Here is a 15,765-nt window from a genome sequence, read left to right on the forward strand (position 1 = left end):
GGTGCGCGGCGTCTCAGGCCAGCCCGTCGAACGGGCGGACCTCGACCTTGGCTCGGCAGGCCTTGGATCCGGCGGCCGCGAGCTTGAGCGCCACGTCGAGGTCAGGTGCGTCGATGACCCAGAAGCCCCCGATGACCTCCTTGGACTCCAGGTAGGGGCCGTCGGTCAGCACCGCGGTCTCCCCCCGGCCGTCGACGACGGTCGCGGTCGATGCCGACTGCAGCCCACCGGCGAAGACCCAGTAGCCGTCGGCGCGAAGCTGGTCGTTGAAGGCGCCGGTCGCCGCGAACGCCTCCTCCATCTCCTCCTTCGAGCCGTAGTTGCCGTACTCGTCCAACTCGGCGGGGCCGTGCACGGCCAACAGGTAGTGCGTCATCTCACTTCTCCCTCATCCCGGGCGGTCCTGCTGACCGCCTGCTACTCCCACGACGAACGGCACACCGTCGATCCGACAAACCTGCCACAGGAGGGCCGGCGACCGGGTCCCGTAGCTCGCCTCCCCCGGGGCCGGGCGCCGGCGCTGCCTATTTCCGGACTGTTGACATGCTCTTGGTTCCGGTTAGGGCGGCTCCGTTCGGGTACCGGGGTCCATACGGTGAGTCGTTGCCCAGACCCGCACTGACGTCAGCCGTAGCGGATGTGCGGAAGCTGCAGGCCGGAGGCCAGCAATGAGTGACCGCACTCCGTGGTCGCACGACATCGACCTGGACGATCGTTCCGCCAGCGCGTCGCGGGCGCGGGCGTTCGTCCGCCGTCGCCTCGAGGAGCACTGCCTCTCACCCCTCGGCGACGACGTCCAGGTCGTCGTCAGCGAGCTCGTCACCAACGCCGTGCGGCACGCCCGCACGCCCGTCACCGTGACCTTGCACGCCTTCGACCTGACGTTGCTCCTCGAGGTCCAGGACGGCTCCGCCGTCCGGCCGGCCCGCGGCGCCGCCCCCGACGTCCTCGCCACCCACGGACGAGGCCTCCACATCGTCGGCATCCTCAGCCGCGACTGGGGCACGGACGCGCTCCCCGACGGGGGCAAGTCGGTGTGGGCCGAGTTCGGACTGCCCGAGCGACGCATCCCGGGTGGACGAGCGACCGCCTGAACGAGGGCGCTCGCCGCGCATCGTCCGGCACCGGTGAGGCTGACCGGAACTGTCCGCGAATCCGCGCCTTTTCCGGACATGTCGGATACCGTCGAAGGGAGCCCGGACGTGACCGGGCCCCGTTCGTCGCCCCAGACCCCGGTGACCGACCATCGGACCGGAGTCATGGCATGGCATCGCAAGCGGCGTACGACGACGCCCGGGAAGTGCCCCGCCCAGCGCGCCCGGACCGTCGCACGCTGGTCAGTGACGCCTACGACCAGCACGGGACCGCGTTGTTCCGCCTGGCCCACGCGATCTGCGGGGACGAGGAGAGGGCAGCGACAGCGGTGGTCCAGGCCTTCGATGTCGCCTTCACCGACTCCCGCCGGACCGGTCGGGACGTGCGCATCCCCCAGGACCTGGTGCGGCTCACCTACCTCGCCTGCGTCGCCTGCTGCACGGCCCCCCGCGGAACCGCGGACGGGAGTCCGGAGGCGAACGACGCGACGCCCCTCAGCGCCTGTCTCGTCGGCCTGGACTGTCAACGACGAGCCCTGATCGCGCTGACGTTGTACGGGGACCACACGTACGACGAGGCCGCCGTCCTGCTGAACATCGACCCGGCCGCAGCTGCCCGGGCACTCCGGATCACGCTCCGCGAGGCTGCTCGCGGCCCACGCTCGCGCCACGCATCACCGGGGTCCGCACCGTGAGAGACCGACGGCTCACCCTCCCCCTCCAGCGGACCCCTGCACGGGACGGCGAGGCCGCGCAGGCGCCGACCTGCGTCCGCCTGCACCCGGGAACAGGGCCTGCCGTCGTCGCGCTCGTCGGAGAGCTGGACCTGGACACCGCTCCCCAGCTCAGCCCGGTCATCCGCCGACTCCTCGCCCAGGGCCGCAGCCGCATCACCATCAACCTCGACGAGGTCACCTTCATGGATGGCTTCACCCTCGGACTGCTGATCCGTGCGCACCACGACGTCGCGCGAGCCGGCGGGTTCCTCGACCTCACCCACAACCGCCTGTGCGCCCGCCTGATGGTCGTCACCGGCACCACGACCTTCCTGCACCCGTGACGAGCTGGCACCGCCGGTCGAGCGGCTGAGCCGGGTCGTCTACTCGGCGGCGCGGGGCTTCTCGGTGCGGAGCTCGAGGAAGCGTTCCACGTCGTCGCGTTCGGACCGGCGCTGGGCCGCGACGGCGCTCGCGCGGGCGGCGTTACGTCTGGCGGTGTCCTGGGAGAAGGCTCGAAGCGGGCTGGGGACCGAGATGCTGGGCAGGGTCAACACGGGGCGTTGTCCTTCCGAGAGAGTGGGACACCTTCTCGAAGTTACGTGTGCTGCACGCCCTGGTAAAGAAGCCGTTCGGATCATCTCTCGGCCTCCCGTATGCCCCGATTGGGCCAGTGAAGAGGAACATTTCCGGTTTTTGTGCGACGCGGACGGCGGCGAGCTGGTCGACCGGCGCGTCCCCGGCTGTCACCGTGGTCGCATGCGGATGTTCGTCGCCCTGGTCCCGCCGCCCGACGCCCTCGACGACCTGGCGGAGTTCGTCGGTCCGCGCCAGGAGGCCGAGCCCGGGTTCCGGTGGACCACGCCCGAGCAGTGGCACGTCACCTTGGCGTTCCTGGCCGACGTCGCCGACCGGCACCTCGACGACCTCGTCGTCCGGCTGGGGCGGGCCGCCGCTCGACGTACGCCGTTCGAGGTGACGCTCGCGGCAGGCGGAGCGTTCCCGGACCCGAGCCGGGCCAGGGTGCTCTTCACGGGGGTGGAGACGTCGTCAGAGAGCGGGGGCCAGGAGCTCCACCGGCTGGCGACGGGAGCACGGGCCGCCGCGGCGAAGGCCGGCTGCGAGGTGGACGGCGGCCGGTTCCACCCGCACGTCACGCTCGCGCGCACCCGTCGGCCGGTGCAGGCCACCCGCTGGCTGCGCGTGCTGGACGCCTACCGCGGCCCGACCTGGACTGCCGGCGAGATGACGCTCGTCGCGTCCCACCTCGGTGAGGGCCCGCGTCGCCGGCCGCGCTACGAGCTCGTCGAGAGCTTCCCGCTCGCGCGCGGGTGACCCCCGTCGGGGCAGGGCGTGTCCTCCCGCCACGACCGACGGGCGTCCGGCCCGGACGAGCGCCTTGACGACCGCGAAGCCCGCGTTGCACCGTGGAAGCGAGGGGGGATCACGCGCAGGGAAGGACGTCCTCATGAACGACCTCCGTCCGGACACCGTGGTCCTCGTCCACGGCCTGTGGACGACTCCCCGCAGCGAGGAGCACCGGGTCGCGCACGTCGAGGCCCGGGGACGCTACGCGTTCGACGGGCGTGACGCCTGAGCACCCTCGTCACCGGCGAAGGACACGGCATGCCCACCCGACGGCTGGCGGTCGGACTGACGCCCCTCGAAACGCGGCGCGAGGTCGTGCTGCACGTCGCGGACCGGGCGCAGCAGCTGGGGTACGACGCGTTCTTCCTGGCCGAGGGCTGGGGTCACGACGCGGGGGTGCTGCTGGCCGAGGTCGCGAGCCGGACGGACCGGATCACCCTCGGCACCGGCATCATCAACGTCTGGGGACGCACACCGGCCAGCATCGCGATGCTGGCCGCCAGCCTCGCCGAGGTCTCCGGTGACCGGTTCGTGCTCGGGCTCGGAGCCGGCAGCCCACCACTGGCGGAGGGCTTGCACGACGTGGCGTTCGCTGCGCCCGTCGAGCGGCTCGGCGCGGTCACGCGGCAGGTACGCCGACTGCTGGCCGGCCAGCGCCTCGAACCGACCGTCGAGCGGACCACCCGTCCCCTGAAGCTGGCCGTCGTCCCGCAGACCGCGATCCCGGTCTACCTGGCCGCGCTCGGACCCCAGTCCGTACGACTGGCGGGTGAGCTCGCCGACGGATGGTGCCCGTTCCTGATGCCGCTGTCCGGTCTCGACGACGGCATCCGGCTGCTCGAGCAGGGCCTGGCGCGCGGGGCGCCCGGCCGCACGCTGCCGACCATCGCCCCCCTGCATCCCCACCGCCGTCTCCGAGGATCCCTCGCGGGCACTCGAGGTGGCCTCCTGGTGGGTGGCGTTCTACCTGGTCAGCATGGGCCCGCTGTACCGCAGGACCCTGCACCGGCTCGGCCACGGCGAGGGGGTCGAGGAGGTCCTGGCCGCCAACCCCACCCCGCGCACCTTCGAGGTCCCCGAGCCGGCCCGGGGACTGCTCGACGAGCTCACCCTGTGGGGCGACGCCGAGCACGCCCGGGCGGCGCTCGACCGCTGGTACGCCGCCGGCGCCCAGCTGCCCTGTCTCACGCTTCCACCGGGCCGGCCCGTCGACGAGCTCGACCAGGTGCTCGAGTCCCTTCGGCCCTGACCCTCGGCCTCAGTACCGGTCCGCGACCACGGCCTGCTGGTCGACCGGAGCCCCCCCGTTGGATGGTCCACGCCAGCCGCACCAGACCGGCGTGCGACCAGGTCAGCGGCGTGGCCGAACGGGTGCCCTCACCGGCAGGGCAGCACGCCTTGCCGGTCGGCGGCCGGTTGTCCCAGACCTGCTCCGCGAGCATGTCGGCCTGCCCGGTCGCGCGCGCCATCGCCCGCAGATAGGGCGTGCCGGAGCCGCCGGCGGTGACGGTGTACTCGCCGCGCTCCCCCGCGAGCAGCGGCCACGCGCGCCCGAGCGTCGTACCCGTGCCGGGTTCGGTGATCCGCCACTCGCCACCGGTGCGCGTCTCGCCGTACCCGTCGAAGGAGTAGCGGCGCCAGAACGGCCCGTTGGGCGTGCGCACCTTCAGCTCCTTGTCGATCACCGGCAGCGAGGACAGCACGGCCGGGTCCTTCGGCGACTCGATGCCGTACCGCACGAGGTCGAGGAAGCTCGCGTCCACGACCGCCCGCTGGTCGGTCTTCGCGGGTCCGCCGTCACCGACGCCGTACGGCGTGCCGGCGTCGGGGTTGCCGTCCTTGGTGAGCCGCAGGAAGTACGGCCGGTTCGAGAGCGGGCCGTTGGTGGTCACGGTCCAGCCCTGCACCTTGGACGCCCACTCGTCCGCCAGCGCCAGCCACTTGGTCGAGGAGGCGGCGTCGCCGTTCGCACGGGCGATCGCGGCGGCGCACACGAGTCCGTTGATCTGCGCCGCGACGGAGTTCGGCGAGTAGCCGCCCTGGTTCTCCCAGCGCTCCTGCGGCGAGTACGGCGCGGCGAGGCCGGTGTCCTTGTCCTTGTACGTCGCGAGGAAGTCGGCCGACTTCTTCACGTGCGCGTACGTCGCCGCGTCGGTCCTGCCGGTCAGCTGCGCGAGCACGATCGGCAGGGCGACCTCGTCGAGCTGGAGGTTGGTCCACACCGGCTTGCCGGTCACGTCGGAGTTCTGCGGGAAGGAGCCGTCGGCCTTCTGCTGCTGGGTGAACAGCCAGTCGACGATCCGTCGCGCGGCCGCCTTGTCGCCGTCGGCCCACAGCGCGGTGCCGAACTGGTAGGCGTCGCGCGACCACACCTCGTGGTAGGCGCCCGACGGCTTGGAGAGACCGTCGATGTTGTCGCCCCACACCCACGGCGCGCTCGGCGAGGCGACGAACGCCCCCGGGTGCAGCTTGTCCTCCGCTGCCGCGAGCACCAGGGCGGAGGCGAGGTACTGCCGCCTGACGCCTGCCGCGCTCGCGGGCACGCCGCGGATGCTGCCGAGGTAGGAGTGCCAGCCGGCGTCGTAGCGACGAGCCGTGGTGGCGTACGACGTCCCGGCCGACGTGGCCGCCGTACGCCTCGCGGCCGTCGGCGTCCCTCCGAAGCCGAGGGCCAGCGTCGCGTTCTGGTGACCGGCCCGTCCCGTCACGCCGGAGACCCGGCCGACCTGGACGACGTTGCCCGGCCCGGCGTCGGCGTACCGCTTGCTGATCCGGTGGTGCGCCTCGAGGTCGCGCCAGCCGTCGCTGCCAGTGCCGTGGTAGCCGCTGGAGGTCCGGTCGAACCCGGGACGCGACACCAGCGCGCTGCCGGTGGATCCGTCCCGCGCGACGAGCGCGTCACCGGCGGTGCGGGCGCGGTCGTCCTCGCCGTCGTTGCCGAGCGCCGGGTCGTGCAGCGCGTAGAGGTGGTACGTCCTCCCGTCCAGCGAGACCAGCCGCACCCGCAGCACGACGCTGTCGCGCTGCGGGTCGGTCACGACGCTCTTCACGATCCGGTAGTGGCCGCCCTTGTCGGTGTTGGTCTGCGTGAAGCGCAGGCTGCCGACGTCCGGCCGGGCGACGCCGTGCCGCATGTCGGTCGACTCGCGGTCGGTGAAGGAGTGACCGTCGGTGACCACCAGCTCGAGGTTGCGCGTGCTCGGGGTGGAGAGGTCGGGGTAGAACACCTCGCTGATCCGGCCCTGCTGGAGCGTGAACCACACGTTGCTCCCCCGCGCTCGTGCCGTCCCGAAGCCGGCCTTGTCGGCCTCGCTCCAGACCGTCTTCGCACCCGGGCTCCCCGGCGCCGCCCCGGTTTCCCGACCCGGTCCGGTTGGTTGAGCTTGTCGAAACCCCGCGGCCTCGGTCGGGAGAGCGCCGGCGGCCAGCGAGCCGGTGGCGGCGAGGCTGAGGGCGGCGAGCAGTGCGGGTGTGCGTCGGGACATGGGTGGACCTCCGAGTCGGCTCCGCCCCGGTTACCCCCGTGACCCCGGTCACAAACGACCAGCCGCCGGCTTCAGCTCCTCGGTGGCGTGGGGAGGTTGTACGGGGTCACGATGTGGATCGGCGACCGGACGGACTCGATGGGTCCGTCGATGGCCCCCTGCGCCTGCATGATGATGCGGCACGCGAGCCGCATGTCGTACCTGAGGTCGTGGTGCAGGACGGCGGTCAGCCGTTCGTCGTGGAGCAGCTGCAGGTTGTCCCGGTCGAGATCGTGCCCGACGAACACCTGGCAGCGCCGGCCCGCGGCGTCGAACGCCTCGAGGATGGCCTGGTTGCCGCCGCCGATGGAGTAGACCGAGCTGATCGCGGGGTTCCGCTGCAGCGTCCGCAGGGTCGACTCCTTGACCGTGGCGTCGAGCCCGTCGGTGTCGGTCTGCTCCACCAGCACCCGGTCGGGCGAACGGTTCCTCATGGTGGCCCGGAACCCGATCTCGCGTTCCTCCTCACCACGGAACACGCTGCGACTCAGCGCGATCAGCACGTCCCCGGGCCCGTCGCCGAGGAGCCGGTCGACCAGGTACGCCGCGGTCGACCCGGCGGCCCGGTTGTCGATCCCGACGTAGGCGACGCGTTGGCTCAGCGGAAGGTCGGTGACCAGGGTGACCACGGGGATCCCGTGCTGGACGAGCCGCGCGACGGCGTCGGTGATCTCGGGGACGTCGGGAGCCTTGAGCACGACCCCCATGGAGCCGCGGTGCCGGATGTCGTCCAGCACCTTGACGAGGTCCGCGGGGCGACCCTTCTCGCGAAAGTCGAACCGGGACCGCACCACGGCCGGCCGGAGCGACGGCAGCTCCGCCTCCAGCGCGGACTTGACGGCCGAGGAGAACCGGTCCGGGGTCTGCATGACGACGTCGACCAGGAACGTCCGGCCGTTCAGCCGCAGCTGGCTGCGCTGCCGGTCCAGGTCGGTGATGGCCTGCCGCACGTTGCTCACGGTGCTGGCGCGCACCCCTGGCCGGTTGTTGAGCACCCGGTCGACGGTGGCTTCGCTCAACCCTGCCTGGCGGGCGATCTCCCGGATCGGATACGCGTGTCCCATGCGGCGATCGTGAGGGCTCGATGAGGTCTCGGTCAAGGTGCACAGCCGTCATACCCGGCAGTGGCCAGGGCTGAGAGTCCGCTGGCATGAGGTGTTCTTGACGGCTTCCACCTGTTGACCTGGGTGGTGACGGACCGCAGGCTTGATCAGGCCTCCTGTCCTCCTCACCGTTCTTGCGAAGGAGACCGACATGCGTCTCGGCCTGATCGGACTCGGCCGGATCGGCGCGTTCCACGCCGACACCCTGTCCCACCTCGACGAGGTCGACTCCCTCGTCGTCACCGATGCGGTGCCCGCGGTGACCGCATCGGTCGCCGAGCGGTTCGGCGCCGAACCTGCGGAGTCCCCGGCGGCGCTGATCGGCAGCGGCGTCGACGGGATCGTGATCGCTGCCGCCACCGACGCGCACACCGCGTTGATCAAGGCCGGCGTCGACGCCGGCATCCCGGTGTTCTGCGAGAAGCCCCTCTCCGGTGTCGTCGACGAAGCCGTCGCCATCGCCGAGTACGTCCACGCCAGCGGGGTGCCGGTCCAGATCGGCTACCCGCGACGCTTCGACCCTGCCTACCTCGCGGCCCGCGAGGCACTCGCCGGCGGTGAGCTCGGCTGGGTGCACACCGTGCGGTCGACCACCTTGGACCCGGCACCCGCGCCCCGTGGGTACATCGCCGTCTCCGGCGGGATCTTCCGCGACTGCTCGGTCCACGACTTCGACAGCGTGCGGTGGGTGACCGGCCGGGAGGTCGTCGAGGTCTACGCCACCGGCAGCGCCCGCGGTGACGACTTCTTCGCCGAGCTCGGCGACGTCGCCACCGCGCAGGCCCTGCTCACCTTCGACGACGGCGCCACCGCGGTCGTGTCCAACACCCGCTACAACCCCCGCGGGTACGACGTCCGGCTCGAGCTGCACGGCACCACGGACAGCGTCGTGGCCGGCTGGACCGAGAGCACCCCGCTGCGCAACCTCGAGCCGGACACCAGCTGGCCGTCGGACAAGCCCTGGACGTTCTTCATGGACCGGCTCACGAACGCGTTCCGCGCCGAGCTCGCCGCGTTCACCGAGGTCGTCGCCGGGCAACGACCCTCCCCCTGCACCGTCGACGACGCCCTCGCCGTGACGTGGATCGCCGAGGCAGCCACCCTTTCCCTCCACGAGCACCGTCCGGTGCGGATTGACGAGGTCCAGAAGTGACCACCACCCCCACCCCCTCCGCCGGCTCCACGCCCTCGACCCCGAGTCGGTCCCGGATCGCCGGGGCGCCGATCTCCTGGGGGGTCTGCGAGGTCCCCAACTGGGGCTACCAGCTCTCGCCCGATCGGGTTCTCGACGAGATGCGCGAGGTCGGTCTCGCCGCCACCGAGCTCGGTCCGGAGGGATTCCTGCCCGCCGACCCGGACCAGATGGCCGGGGTGCTCGCGGCGCACCAGCTGACCGCCGTCGGTGGGTTCACGCCCGTCGTGATGCACCGTCCCGGTCACGACCCGCTCCCGGCGATCGACCGCATCCTCGAGCAGTACGAGGCCACGCACGCCGAGGTCCTCGTCCTCTCCGCGACGTCCGGGCAGGACGGCTACGACAGCCGCCCCACCCTCGACGACGACGAGTGGGACCTGCTGTTGCGCAACCTGGACCGGATCAGCGACCGGGCCGCCGAACGTGGCGTACGCGCGGTGCTGCACCCGCACGTGGGCACGATGGTCGAGAACGGCGACGAGGTGCAGCGGGTGCTGGGCGGCTCCTCCATCTCGTTGTGCCTGGACACCGGTCACCTCCTGATCGGCGGCACCGATCCGGCGGACCTCACCCGACAGGCACCCGACCGCATCGCCCACACCCATCTCAAGGACGTCGACAGCCAGATCGCCGACAAGGTCCGCGCCGGCCGGCTCAGCTACACCGAGGGCGTGGTCGAGGGCATGTACCGACCGCTCGGCACCGGCGACGTGGACGTGGAGACGATCGTCAGCACCCTGCAGGGCAACGGCTACACCGGCTGGTACACCCTCGAGCAGGACACCATCCTCACCGAGGAGCCGCGCGGCGAAGGACCCGTGACCGACGTCCGGACCAGCGCCGGCTACGTCCGCAGCCTGCTCACCTCGACGGCCGAGGCCGACAGCGCCGAAACCCTCTGACCCGTGGAGCCACTACGCATCGGGGTGCTCGGCGCGGCGCGCATCAGCGAGCGGTCCATCGTCGGCCCGGCCGCGGAGACCGGCACGCGTCTCGTGGCGGTCGCCGCACGCGACCGGGACCGGGCCGAGACCTTCGCCCGGACCCACGGCGTCGAGCGGGTCCATGCGTCGTACGCCGACGTGATCGCGGACCCCGAGGTCGAGGCGGTCTACAACCCGCTCGCCAACAGCCTGCACGCGCCCTGGAACAAGGCCGCGATCCTCGCCGGGAAGCACGTCCTGACCGAGAAGCCGTTCGCCAGCAACGCCACCGAGGCCGCCCAGGTGCGGGACCTGGCGCAGGGCAGGTCGCTGGTGCTGTTCGAGGGGTTCCACTACCTCTACCACCCGCTGATGCGACGGCTGATGTCGATCCTCGCCGACGGCGAGCTGGGGACGGTGCAGCGCGTCGAGAGCACGCTGTTCATGACCGCTCCCCCGGCGGACGACCCGAGATGGTCGCTCGCCCTCGCCGGCGGTGCCCTGATGGACCTCGGCTGCTACGCGCTGCACGCCCAACGGGTCCTCGGTGACTTCGCCGGCGGCGAACCCCGCCTCGTCGGCGCGACGGGCGCGGAACGCCCGGACGCCCCGTGCGTCGACGCGTGGGCCGACGTGCACCTCGAGTTCCCCTCCGGCGCGACCGGTCTCGCGCGGTGCAGCATGACCAGCGAGCACTGGGACATGTCGCTGCGGGTGGTCGGCACGGCCGGGGAAGCCCGCATCCCCGACTTCCTCTTCCAGAAGTACGACGACCGGATCATCGTCCGGTCCGGTGCCGGAGAGCGGACCGAGCACTGCGGCAACGCCACCTCCTACACCTACCAGCTGCGTGCCTTCATCGACGCGGTCCGGGCCGGCGCGCCGTACCGCTCCGACGCCGAGGACGCGGTGGCGACCCTGTCGCTCGTCGACAGCTGCTACCGCGCCCTCGGGCTCGAGCCCCGCCCGGCGGCCACCTGACCCGCAGATGAGGGGTTATTGACGGTTCTCTGCGGGTCGTCAACCCCCAGAGCACTCGTAGGCTTGCTCCATCCCGCTCCCCGAAGGAAGTCACCGCCCATGAACGCGTCCACCGCCTCCTGCACGACCGGCCGGTTCTCCGCAGCCGACTGCTCGATCGACGACTTCGCCGCCCTCGTCGCCCAGCAGACGCACCTGCCGGACTACCCGCACGCCGACGCCGTCGAGCGCAACGTGCTGATCTACGGCGAGCGGCTCCGCGCCGCGCTCGGTCCGCCCGCCGGCCGGGCCGCGGTGCAGGCCGAGCTGATGCGGGCGCTGACCGACGGTCCCGGCATCGTGGTGTTCAAGCGAGCCTTCGCCGACCTGTCCGTCGTCGACCGCGCCACCGAGGCCTTCCTCGGCCGGATCGCCGCGGAGAAGGCGGCCGGAGTCGCCGGGGGCGACCACTTCGCCAAGCCCGGCGCGAACGACCGGGTCTGGGGTGCGCTGGACAAGCTGGCCGTCGCGGAGCCCGCGGTGTTCGCCGAGTACTACGCCAACGACATCCTCGCGCTGGTCAGCGAGTCCTGGCTCGGCCCCGGCTACCAGGTCACCTCGCAGGTCAACGTGGTCAACCCCGGTGGCGAGGCGCAGACCGCGCACCGCGACTACCACCTGGGCTTCATGGACGCCGAGAAGTCCGCCCGCTACCCGGCACACGTGCACCGGCTGTCGCCGGCGATGACCCTGCAGGGCGCGGTCGCGCACTGCGACATGCCCGTCGAGACCGGCCCGACCCTCTACCTGCCCTACTCGCACCAGTACGGGCCCGGCTACCTCGCCTTCCACCTGCCGGAGTTCACCGAGTACTTCGCTCGGCACTACACCCAGCTGCCGCTGGACAAGGGCGACGCGGCGTTCTTCAACCCCGCCCTGTTCCACGGGGCCGGCACGAACGTCTCGACCAGCGTCCGGCGGATGGCCAACCTGCTGCAGGTGTCCTCGCCGTTCGGCCGCGCCATGGAGACCGTGGACCGGGTCGCGATGTGCCGGGCACTGTTCCCCGTGCTGCTGGAGAAGAAGGCGGCCGGCGCGTCCGACGGCTACCTGGACAACGTCATCGCCGCCTCCGCCGAGGGCTACGCCTTCCCGACCAACCTCGACCGGGACCAGCCGATCGGGGGCATGGCGCCCCGGACGCAGGCCGACCTGGTCCGCCAGGCCGTCGCCGAGGGATGGACGGCGGCAGCGTTCGAGTCCGCGCTGGACGCCCAGACCGCCCGGACCCGTCCCTGCCCCGCCTGAACCGCCGACGTCACCTGAGACCGAGCAAGGGCCCCTGATGACCCCAGAGGCCGCTGGACGAGGCGCTGGCGGACGCACCGCACCACGACGGCGCTGTTCGAGCGGCTGTCCTAGGACCCGTGGCGCGACGGCTCGAAGTGCGGCTCCCAGCGCACCCGCTGGGCCCCGAAACCGGCGGCGTGGTCGCCTTCGTGCCCGCCCGGCCGGCGGCACAGGTACTGCGGCGAGTAGAGGTCTCGGCAGGAGTCGCGGTAGCTGGTGTAGGCGAACTCGAGGTCGAGTCGGTCGTCGCTGCTCATCAGATGGCTCTCCGTGGTCGTCTCGCCCCCGTGATTGCGACAATACGCGGAAACAACCCCAAGACGACCAACTGGTCCAGAGCGGGAGCCGGCCGGGCCGGCTCCCGCCAGGGCCTGGGAACCTCGGCTACTTGATCATCCCGTGCGGGTCCAGGACGAACTTCCGGGCCGCTCCCTTGTCGAAGTCGGCGTACCCCTTGGGCGCCTCGTCCAGGGGGATGACGGTGGCGTTGACGTTCTTCGCGATCTGCACCCGGTCGTGCAGGATCGCCTGCATCAGCTGCCGGTTGTAGCGCATGACCGGGCACTGGCCGGTGGCGAAGGACAGCGACTTGGCCCAGCCGAGCCCCAGCCGGATCGACAGCGACCCCTGCTGGGCCGCCTCGTCGACGGCACCCGGGTCCCCCGTGACGTAGAGACCGGGGATGCCCACGGCTCCGCCCGCGCGGGTGACGTCCATGACCGTGTTCAGCACCGTCGCCGGCCGCTCCTGCTGGGCGTCCGCGCCGTGGCCGTGGGCCTCGAAGCCGACCGCGTCGACGGCACAGTCCACCTCGGGCTCGCCGAGCAGCTGCTCCACCTGGTCCCGCGGGTCGCCCTGGGACACGTCGACGGTCTCGCAACCGAAGCTGCGCGCCTGGGCCAGCCGCTCCTGCTGCAGGTCCGCGACGATCACGACGGCCGCGCCGAGCAGGAACGCCGACGTGGCAGCCGCGAGACCGACCGGCCCGGCGCCAGCGACGTACACCGTGGACCCCGGCTGTACGCCGGCGGTGACGGCGCCGTGGAAGCCGGTGGGGAAGATGTCGGACAGCATCGCCAGGTCGCGGATCTTCTCCAGGGCCTGGTCCCGGTCGGGGAACTTCAGGAGGTTCCAGTCGGCGTACGGCACGAGCGCGTACTCCGCCTGGCCACCGACCCAGCCGCCCATGTCGACGTACCCGTACGCCGACCCCGGCCGGTCAGGGTTCACGTTCAGGCAGACACCGGTCTTGCCCTCCTTGCAGTTCCGGCACCGACCGCAGGCGATGTTGAACGGGACCGACACGAGGTCGCCCTTCTGGATGAACTCCACGTCGCGCCCGGTCTCGACGACCTCCCCCGTGATCTCGTGGCCGAGCGGCAACCCCTTCGGCGCCGTCGTCCGGCCCCGCACCATGTGCTGGTCGCTGCCGCAGATGTTGGTGGCGACGACCTTGAGGATCGCGGCGTGCGGGAGCTTGCGGCCCACGTTGGCCGGGTTCACCCCAGGACCATCCTTGAGCTCGAACGTCGGGTACTCGGTGGTCTCGACCGCGACGGTTCCGGGCCCCTTGAAGATGACTGCCTTGTTGCCTGGCATGCGCGCTGCTCCCTTCCGTGAAGCTGGCTGGTTGGACCGATCGGTGACGGAGGACGGACTCAGGTCTTGGACTGCGACCGTGTCGGGGCCTCCCGGCGTGACTGGGCCGGGACCTCGGACGGCCGCTGGCGAGGCTCCGGCGAGGGCTCTCCGGGCGTCTCCGCGCCGGGCATGCCCTCCTCGACCGCGGCGCCGACCGGCGGGACCGCGGCGGCCGGACGCGCCACGACGTCGTAGCAGAGCGCACCCGCGACGCCGCCGACGAGCGGTCCGACGACGTAGACGTAGAACTCGGACCACGGCGTCGACCCGCCGAAGAGCTGGTTCACCACGTAGGGACCGAACGAACGCGCCGGGTTCACGGACCCGCCGGAGAACGGGCCGATCAGCATGATCTCGACCGCGACCGCGAGCCCGATGAGGAAGCCGGCCCAGCCGGCCGGGGCCCGCTGGTCGACCGCGACCGCCATGATCGTGAAGACCAGCAGGAACGTGCCGAGGGCCTCCGCGACGATGCCTTGCACGCCGTTGACCCCGGGCCCCAGAGCCGTCAGACCCACGCTGCCGAGATCGGTGGCCCGGCTGCCGACGTACGCCACGATGAGCAGGCCGCCGACGAGCGCACCGAGCAGCTGGGCGACGACGTACGGCGCGACCTCGGCCCAGCGGAAGCGCCGGGCCGCCGCGAGGGCGACGGTGACGGCCGGGTTGATGTGCGCGCCCGACGTCGTGCCGACGGCGTAGATCACGAGGGCGACCACCAGGCCGAAGGCCAGCGAGATGATGCCCAGCCCGGCGTAGTCGAGGCGCCCCCGGTTGAGCTCGAGCGCGGCGACCACCGAGCCCGCCCCGAAGAGGACCAGCAGGCCGGTGCCGACGAACTCGGCGACAAGTCGGCGAAGCAGAGAAGGACTCATGGCGCTCTCCCGATTCCCAGTTGGTGCCTGGCCGCCTGGTTCTCGGAACGGGCCTCGCTGAAAGGCGACCCCTTGCTGCAGGAACTCCTCGACGCTAAGTCGGGCACCGGCACACGGTCAAGGGCCGCGGCACCCGCACCGCAGCTCGTTCGGGTCGAGATGATCGGTTGTTCGGAAGATCCAGTTTCCTCAAGCAGGACAGGCACTTCCATGCGTCGCGCGCCACGCAGGCGGCCCACCAGGTAGCCGGCACCTCACCAGTCCAGGGCGAGATAGTCCTCGCCGCGGCTCCGGACCAGCAAGAGCGTTGGCCGCGAGGCGTCCCCGTAGTCGCGCAGGAAGGCAGCGCCTCTTCGGGGGTGGACGACCCTCCGCTGACCGGAGCGCGATGGCTCTCGATGACGACGGCTCGTCCGTTCTCCAGCTCGACCCCCCAGACGACGTCGATGCGTCCGGCCCGGAAGAGAACCTCTGCTGGCCGGGGAAGCGTCGGCGGGCTCCACAACCACAGCGTCCCACGGCGAGCATCGGTCCACCGGCCGACGTACCCTGCAGCGATGGACAACCCCGCGGTCGTGCCGCGCGTGCTGGTGATCGGGCTGGATCCGTACCGGGTGCCGGGGCCCTGGGATCCCGGACCGGTCGCCGAGGGCATCGAGGTCGGACGAGCACGCTTCGTCCGGCACGGGGTCCCCGCCACGTTCTGCCTGTTCGGCCTCGACGGCAGCGACGACGTCGACGGGGTCGTCGCTGCTGCCCTGCAGGCCCAGGCGTGGGACTGCGTCGTCGTCGGAGGCGGGGTGCGTCACCAGCCGGAGCTGTTCGAACGCGTGATCAACCTGGTTCGTCGGCACGCTGCCGGTGCGGCCATCGCGTTCAACGCGACCCCCGAGGACACGTTCGACGCGGCCGCTCGCTGGGTGGAGATGCCCGGCTGAGCCCTCCCCGCCGGGACGCGCGGGGCGGAGGTCGTCGTACCCACGTTGCCTGGCGCGGACGTTGTCTGTTCACTGGGC

At 71.7% G+C, this 15,765-nt stretch carries 17 protein-coding genes and 1 pseudogene; 12 read left to right on the forward strand and 6 right to left on the reverse strand.

The features are described 5' to 3' along the window. Positions 1-13: 13 nt before the first annotated feature. Complete coding sequence (locus KRR39_RS09430) at positions 14-376, reverse strand: YciI family protein (RefSeq protein WP_216941769.1); 363 nt, start codon at positions 374-376, stop codon at positions 14-16. Between the two features lie 292 nt (positions 377-668). Between KRR39_RS09430 and KRR39_RS09435 the strand changes: the two genes are divergently transcribed. The 7 genes and pseudogenes from KRR39_RS09435 to KRR39_RS09460 all read left to right on the forward strand — a co-directional run bounded on the left by KRR39_RS09435 (position 669) and on the right by KRR39_RS09460 (position 4,427). Beyond that, positions 669-1,094 (forward strand): ATP-binding protein, encoded by a 426-nt coding sequence (locus tag KRR39_RS09435; RefSeq protein ID WP_216941770.1) that lies wholly within the window; start codon positions 669-671, stop codon positions 1,092-1,094. 170 nt (positions 1,095-1,264) lie between these two features. Beyond that, positions 1,265-1,789: a hypothetical protein gene (locus tag KRR39_RS09440; protein WP_216941771.1), complete on the forward strand. Its 525-nt coding sequence runs from the start codon at positions 1,265-1,267 to the stop codon at positions 1,787-1,789. Continuing rightward, a complete protein-coding gene (locus tag KRR39_RS09445) occupies positions 1,786-2,154 on the forward strand; it encodes an STAS domain-containing protein (protein WP_216941772.1) in 369 nt (122 codons plus the stop codon). Before KRR39_RS09440 ends, KRR39_RS09445 begins: the two co-directional genes overlap by 4 nt. 415 nt (positions 2,155-2,569) lie before the next feature. After that, positions 2,570-3,145, forward strand: coding sequence for an RNA 2',3'-cyclic phosphodiesterase (thpR, locus tag KRR39_RS09450; RefSeq protein WP_216941773.1), 576 nt, complete (start codon positions 2,570-2,572; stop codon positions 3,143-3,145). Between the two features lie 133 nt (positions 3,146-3,278). After that, positions 3,279-3,407, forward strand: a complete 129-nt coding sequence (locus tag KRR39_RS25610; protein WP_302053571.1) for a hypothetical protein — start codon at positions 3,279-3,281, stop codon at positions 3,405-3,407. 29 nt (positions 3,408-3,436) lie between these two features. Then, positions 3,437-3,991, forward strand: a pseudogene (locus KRR39_RS26055) (LLM class flavin-dependent oxidoreductase); the annotation flags it as partial. A 142-nt stretch (positions 3,992-4,133) separates the two neighbouring features. Then, positions 4,134-4,427: a hypothetical protein gene (locus tag KRR39_RS09460; protein ID WP_216943016.1), complete on the forward strand. Its 294-nt coding sequence runs from the start codon at positions 4,134-4,136 to the stop codon at positions 4,425-4,427. On the opposite strand, the gene KRR39_RS09465 is transcribed toward KRR39_RS09460, so the two are convergent. Both KRR39_RS09465 and KRR39_RS09470 read right to left on the reverse strand, forming a co-directional pair. Then, positions 4,363-6,663 carry a glycoside hydrolase family 15 protein gene (locus KRR39_RS09465; RefSeq protein WP_216941774.1) on the reverse strand — a complete coding sequence of 767 codons (2,301 nt, stop codon included), beginning with the start codon at positions 6,661-6,663 and terminating at the stop codon, positions 4,363-4,365. The two genes, KRR39_RS09460 and KRR39_RS09465, sit on opposite strands and share 65 nt — an antisense overlap. Positions 6,664-6,734: 71 nt before the next feature. After that, a complete protein-coding gene (locus KRR39_RS09470) occupies positions 6,735-7,766 on the reverse strand; it encodes a LacI family DNA-binding transcriptional regulator (protein ID WP_216941775.1) in 1,032 nt (343 codons plus the stop codon). Between the two features lie 190 nt (positions 7,767-7,956). On the opposite strand from KRR39_RS09470, the gene KRR39_RS09475 reads away from it, so the two are divergent. The 4 genes from KRR39_RS09475 (at position 7,957) to KRR39_RS09490 (ending at position 12,191) form a co-directional block, all read left to right on the forward strand. Beyond that, positions 7,957-8,958: a Gfo/Idh/MocA family protein gene (locus KRR39_RS09475; protein ID WP_216941776.1), complete on the forward strand. Its 1,002-nt coding sequence runs from the start codon at positions 7,957-7,959 to the stop codon at positions 8,956-8,958. Continuing rightward, entirely contained in the window at positions 8,955-9,902 is a 948-nt protein-coding gene (locus tag KRR39_RS09480; protein WP_254185636.1) for a sugar phosphate isomerase/epimerase family protein, read from the forward strand. The genes KRR39_RS09475 and KRR39_RS09480 overlap by 4 nt, the downstream gene beginning before the upstream one ends. A 3-nt stretch (positions 9,903-9,905) precedes the next feature. Next, positions 9,906-10,904: a Gfo/Idh/MocA family protein gene (locus tag KRR39_RS09485; protein ID WP_216941777.1), complete on the forward strand. Its 999-nt coding sequence runs from the start codon at positions 9,906-9,908 to the stop codon at positions 10,902-10,904. Positions 10,905-11,003: 99 nt separating this feature from the next. Then, positions 11,004-12,191, forward strand: coding sequence for a phytanoyl-CoA dioxygenase family protein (locus KRR39_RS09490; RefSeq protein WP_216941778.1), 1,188 nt, complete (start codon positions 11,004-11,006; stop codon positions 12,189-12,191). Positions 12,192-12,301: 110 nt separating this feature from the next. Here KRR39_RS09490 and KRR39_RS09495 read toward each other — a convergent pair whose 3' ends face one another. The 3 genes from KRR39_RS09495 to KRR39_RS09505 all read right to left on the reverse strand — a co-directional run bounded on the left by KRR39_RS09495 (position 12,302) and on the right by KRR39_RS09505 (position 14,749). Further along, a complete protein-coding gene (locus tag KRR39_RS09495; RefSeq protein ID WP_216941779.1) occupies positions 12,302-12,490 on the reverse strand; it encodes a hypothetical protein in 189 nt (62 codons plus the stop codon). Between the two features lie 127 nt (positions 12,491-12,617). Then, complete coding sequence (fdhA, locus tag KRR39_RS09500) at positions 12,618-13,832, reverse strand: formaldehyde dehydrogenase, glutathione-independent (protein ID WP_216941780.1); 1,215 nt, start codon at positions 13,830-13,832, stop codon at positions 12,618-12,620. A gap of 59 nt (positions 13,833-13,891) precedes the next feature. Then, positions 13,892-14,749 (reverse strand): MIP/aquaporin family protein, encoded by an 858-nt coding sequence (locus KRR39_RS09505; RefSeq protein WP_216941781.1) that lies wholly within the window; start codon positions 14,747-14,749, stop codon positions 13,892-13,894. A 557-nt stretch (positions 14,750-15,306) separates the two neighbouring features. On the opposite strand from KRR39_RS09505, the gene KRR39_RS09510 reads away from it, so the two are divergent. Further along, positions 15,307-15,687: a hypothetical protein gene (locus KRR39_RS09510; RefSeq protein WP_216941782.1), complete on the forward strand. Its 381-nt coding sequence runs from the start codon at positions 15,307-15,309 to the stop codon at positions 15,685-15,687. The last annotated feature ends 78 nt before the right edge of the window (positions 15,688-15,765 follow it).

Source organism: Nocardioides panacis, assembly GCF_019039255.1.
In the GTDB taxonomy this organism is placed as follows: Bacteria; Actinomycetota; Actinomycetes; order Propionibacteriales; family Nocardioidaceae; genus Nocardioides_B; species Nocardioides_B panacis.